Genomic DNA, 5502 nt, shown 5'->3' with positions numbered 1-5502 from the left:
AGACTTCGGTTTTTGTGAGTGATCCGGTTCATTAAAAATATACAGCCGATAAGCGTGGGCGTTTGATGGCGAGTGCCAAGTTCTTTGGAACTAGTGCTTAGCACTACAAACGCTCATGAGAGAGAAGTGAAGTTCACTTCAATTCTTAATTATGAGTTGCTCGAAAGAGCGAAAAAATCAAGATCGAACTGTAGAGTTTGATCCTGGCTCAGATTGAACGCTGGCGGCATGCCTTACACATGCAAGTCGAACGGTAACAGGTCTTCGGATGCTGACGAGTGGCGAACGGGTGAGTAATACATCGGAACGTGCCCGAGAGTGGGGGATAACGAGGCGAAAGCTTTGCTAATACCGCATACGATCTCAGGATGAAAGCAGGGGACCGCAAGGCCTTGCGCTCACGGAGCGGCCGATGGCAGATTAGGTAGTTGGTGGGATAAAAGCTTACCAAGCCGACGATCTGTAGCTGGTCTGAGAGGACGACCAGCCACACTGGGACTGAGACACGGCCCAGACTCCTACGGGAGGCAGCAGTGGGGAATTTTGGACAATGGGCGCAAGCCTGATCCAGCCATGCCGCGTGCAGGATGAAGGCCTTCGGGTTGTAAACTGCTTTTGTACGGAACGAAAAGACTCCTTCTAATAAAGGGGGTCCATGACGGTACCGTAAGAATAAGCACCGGCTAACTACGTGCCAGCAGCCGCGGTAATACGTAGGGTGCGAGCGTTAATCGGAATTACTGGGCGTAAAGCGTGCGCAGGCGGTTATATAAGACAGATGTGAAATCCCCGGGCTCAACCTGGGAACTGCATTTGTGACTGTATAGCTAGAGTACGGCAGAGGGGGATGGAATTCCGCGTGTAGCAGTGAAATGCGTAGATATGCGGAGGAACACCGATGGCGAAGGCAATCCCCTGGGCCTGTACTGACGCTCATGCACGAAAGCGTGGGGAGCAAACAGGATTAGATACCCTGGTAGTCCACGCCCTAAACGATGTCAACTGGTTGTTGGGTCTTCACTGACTCAGTAACGAAGCTAACGCGTGAAGTTGACCGCCTGGGGAGTACGGCCGCAAGGTTGAAACTCAAAGGAATTGACGGGGACCCGCACAAGCGGTGGATGATGTGGTTTAATTCGATGCAACGCGAAAAACCTTACCCACCTTTGACATGTATGGAATCCTTTAGAGATAGAGGAGTGCTCGAAAGAGAGCCATAACACAGGTGCTGCATGGCTGTCGTCAGCTCGTGTCGTGAGATGTTGGGTTAAGTCCCGCAACGAGCGCAACCCTTGCCATTAGTTGCTACGAAAGGGCACTCTAATGGGACTGCCGGTGACAAACCGGAGGAAGGTGGGGATGACGTCAAGTCCTCATGGCCCTTATAGGTGGGGCTACACACGTCATACAATGGCTGGTACAGAGGGTTGCCAACCCGCGAGGGGGAGCCAATCCCATAAAGCCAGTCGTAGTCCGGATCGCAGTCTGCAACTCGACTGCGTGAAGTCGGAATCGCTAGTAATCGCGGATCAGAATGTCGCGGTGAATACGTTCCCGGGTCTTGTACACACCGCCCGTCACACCATGGGAGCGGGTTCTGCCAGAAGTAGTTAGCCTAACCGCAAGGAGGGCGATTACCACGGCAGGGTTCGTGACTGGGGTGAAGTCGTAACAAGGTAGCCGTATCGGAAGGTGCGGCTGGATCACCTCCTTTCTGGAAAACTGCATTCAATATTGAACGCCCACACTTATCGGTTGTTGGAACAGGGTCTGTAGCTCAGCTGGTTAGAGCACTGTGTTGATAACGCAGGGGTCGTTGGTTCGAGCCCAACTAGACCCACCAAATTCCGATGGCGATGGCTGCGATGAGAGTTGCAGGCAATGGATCGAGATGGGGGATTAGCTCAGCTGGGAGAGCACCTGCTTTGCAAGCAGGGGGTCGTCGGTTCGATCCCGTCATCCTCCACCAACAACCCTTCGGGACTTCAACACCAAAGCTGCTTTGCAAAAGGCTGCTTTGTTGTTGATCAATATCGATTGATCAATCGGCTGTTCTTTAAAAATTCATAGAGTCGAATCAGAGTTGCCAGGGGAAACTGCACATTCGTAAAGGTTTAGTGCAGACCGTGCCCCTGGTGACAAATTTTTTGATTGCGTCAAAACGAATATTCAACGAGCTAAAGCTACGCGAAAGCGTGGTGAAGTAAATTGAATTAGTAATGACGAATGTTTCTTGATAGTGATATCGAGGAATTATTCACATTACGGCATAACGCGCCAGGTGAAAGACCTGGCAAGTCCTTGAGATGATGGCGATATCTTGAAAGAGATGTCAAAGTTATAGGGTCAAGTGACTAAGAGCATGTGGTGGATGCCTTGGCGATTACAGGCGACGAAAGACGTGATAGCCTGCGATAAGCTTCGGGGAGCTGGCAAATAAGCTTTGATCCGGAGATTTCTGAATGGGGAAACCCACCTCGCAAGAGGTATCGCATGATGAATACATAGTCATGCGAGGCGAACCGGGTGAACTGAAACATCTCAGTAGCTCGAGGAAAAGACATCAACCGAGATTCCGAAAGTAGTGGCGAGCGAAATCGGAAGAGCCTTCTAGTGATAGCACGACTGTTAGCAAAACGGAATGGAAAGTCCGGCCATAGCAGGTGATAGCCCTGTATGCGAAAACAGACGTGTGGTACTGAGTTAGAGAAAAGTAGGGCGGGACACGAGAAATCCTGTCTGAATATGGGGGGACCATCCTCCAAGGCTAAATACTCGTAATCGACCGATAGTGAACCAGTACCGTGAGGGAAAGGCGAAAAGAACCCCGGGAGGGGAGTGAAATAGATCCTGAAACCGCATGCTTACAAAAAGTAGGAGCCCGCAAGGGTGACTGCGTACCTTTTGTATAATGGGTCAGCGACTTACATTCAGTGGCAAGGTTAACCGAATAGGGAAGCCGTAGAGAAATCGAGTCCGAATAGGGCGAATCAGTCGCTGGGTGTAGACCCGAAACCAAGTGATCTATCCATGGCCAGGATGAAGGTGCCGTAACAGGTACTGGAGGTCCGAACCCACTAGTGTTGCAAAACTAGGGGATGAGCTGTGGATAGGGGTGAAAGGCTAAACAAACTTGGAAATAGCTGGTTCTCTCCGAAAACTATTTAGGTAGTGCCTCAAGTATTACCGTCGGGGGTAGAGCACTGTTTAGGCTAGGGGGTCATGGCGACTTACCAAACCTATGCAAACTCCGAATACCGACGAGTACAGCTTGGGAGACAGAGCACCGGGTGCTAACGTCCGGACTCAAGAGGGAAACAACCCAGACCGCCAGCTAAGGTCCCTAAAATTGGCTAAGTGGGAAACGAAGTGGGAAGGCTAAAACAGTCAGGATGTTGGCTTAGAAGCAGCCATCATTTAAAGAAAGCGTAATAGCTCACTGATCGAGTCGTCCTGCGCGGAAGATGTAACGGGGCTAAGCCAGTTACCGAAGCTGCGGATTTGCAATTTATTGCAAGTGGTAGGAGAGCGTTCTGTAGGCCTGTGAAGGTGTCTGGTAACGGATGCTGGAGGTATCAGAAGTGCGAATGCTGACATGAGTAGCGTTAAAGGGGGTGAAAAGCCCCCTCGCCGTAAGCGCAAGGTTTTCTACGCAACGTTCATCGGCGTAGAGTGAGTCGGCCCCTAAGGCGAGGCAGAGATGCGTAGCTGATGGGAAACAGGTCAATATTCCTGTACCGATCAATAGTGCGATGTGGGGACGGAGAAGGTTAGCTCAGCCAACTGTTGGATATGTTGGTTCAAGCCTGTAGTCGTGCCTGGTAGGCAAATCCGCCGGGCTTAGATGAGGGGTGATAACGAGTCTGCTTGCAGACGAAGTGAGTGATACCCTGCTTCCAGGAAAAGCCACTAAGCTTCAGCTATTGACGACCGTACCGCAAACCGACACTGGTGCGCGAGATGAGTATTCTAAGGCGCTTGAGAGAACTCAGGAGAAGGAACTCGGCAAATTGATACCGTAACTTCGGGAGAAGGTATGCCCCAAGTAGGTGAACTCGTACAGAGGGAGCCCAACGGGGTTGCAAAAAATCGGTGGCTGCGACTGTTTAATAAAAACACAGCACTCTGCAAACACGAAAGTGGACGTATAGGGTGTGACGCCTGCCCGGTGCTGGAAGATTAAATGATGGGGTGCAAGCTCTTGATTGAAGTCCCAGTAAACGGCGGCCGTAACTATAACGGTCCTAAGGTAGCGAAATTCCTTGTCGGGTAAGTTCCGACCTGCACGAATGGCGTAACGATGGCCACACTGTCTCCTCCTGAGACTCAGCGAAGTTGAAATGTTTGTGATGATGCAATCTCCCCGCGGAAAGACGGAAAGACCCCATGAACCTTTACTGTAGCTTTGTATTGGACTTTGAACAGATCTGTGTAGGATAGGTGGGAGGCTTTGAAGTGATGTCGCTAGATGTCATGGAGCCAACGTTGAAATACCACCCTGGTGTGTTTGAGGTTCTAACCTAGGTCCATTATCTGGATCGGGGACAGTGCATGGTAGGCAGTTTGACTGGGGCGGTCTCCTCCCAAAGCGTAACGGAGGAGTTCGAAGGTACGCTAGTTACGGTCGGACATCGTGACGATAGTGCAATGGCATAAGCGTGCTTAACTGCGAGACTGACAAGTCGAGCAGATGCGAAAGCAGGACATAGTGATCCGGTGGTTCTGTATGGAAGGGCCATCGCTCAACGGATAAAAGGTACTCTGGGGATAACAGGCTGATACCGCCCAAGAGTTCATATCGACGGCGGTGTTTGGCACCTCGATGTCGGCTCATCTCATCCTGGGGCTGTAGCCGGTCCCAAGGGTATGGCTGTTCGCCATTTAAAGAGGTACGTGAGCTGGGTTTAAAACGTCGTGAGACAGTTTGGTCCCTATCTTCCGTGGGCGCTGCAGATTTGAGGAAGCCTGCTCCTAGTACGAGAGGACCGGAGTGGACACACCTCTGGTGTATCGGTTGTCACGCCAGTGGCATTGCCGAGTAGCTAAGTGTGGAAGAGATAACCGCTGAAAGCATCTAAGCGGGAAACTCGTTTCAAGATGAGATCTGCCGGGGCCTTGAGCCCCCTAAAGAGTCGTTCAAGACCAGGACGTTGATAGGTCAGGTGTGGAAGCGCAGTAATGCGTTAAGCTAACTGATACTAATTGCTCGTGCGGCTTGACCCTATAACTTTGATAGCCAATCCCCGTGACTGCACACGCAGCACCCGGACGCTTCGAAGATTGTTATGCCAAGTTAGACGCAGTCAAAACACATAAAATCTGATTCCAAACTCTATGAATTCGCCAGGCAGTTCAACGAACTGCCCAGCACCAAGTTATGCCTGATGACCATAGCAAGTTGGTACCACTCCTTCCCATCCCGAACAGGACAGTGAAACGACTTTGCGCCGATGATAGTGCGGGTTCCCGTGTGAAAGTAGGTCATCGTCAGGCTCTTACAGC

2 tRNA genes and 3 rRNA genes are annotated in these 5502 nt (G+C 51.1%); all 5 read left to right on the top strand.

Annotated features, from left to right (window positions below):
• Positions 1-185 precede the first annotated feature (185 nt).
• Positions 186-1714, top strand: a 16S ribosomal RNA gene (locus tag ACYZGB_RS22565).
• Positions 1715-1766: 52 nt separating this feature from the next.
• A tRNA-Ile gene (locus tag ACYZGB_RS22560) sits at positions 1767-1843 on the top strand.
• A 50-nt stretch (positions 1844-1893) separates the two neighbouring features.
• A tRNA-Ala gene (locus tag ACYZGB_RS22555) sits at positions 1894-1969 on the top strand.
• A gap of 375 nt (positions 1970-2344) precedes the next feature.
• A 23S ribosomal RNA gene (locus ACYZGB_RS22550) occupies positions 2345-5223 on the top strand.
• Positions 5224-5380: 157 nt separating this feature from the next.
• Positions 5381-5493 (top strand): 5S ribosomal RNA (rrf, locus tag ACYZGB_RS22545).
• The 16S, 23S and 5S rRNA genes sit together here with 2 tRNA genes alongside, the layout of an rRNA operon.
• Positions 5494-5502: the final 9 nt, after the last annotated feature.

It is taken from the genome of Acidovorax sp. Q11 (genome assembly GCF_054950075.1).
This window is presented reverse-complemented; position numbering and strand designations above follow the sequence as displayed.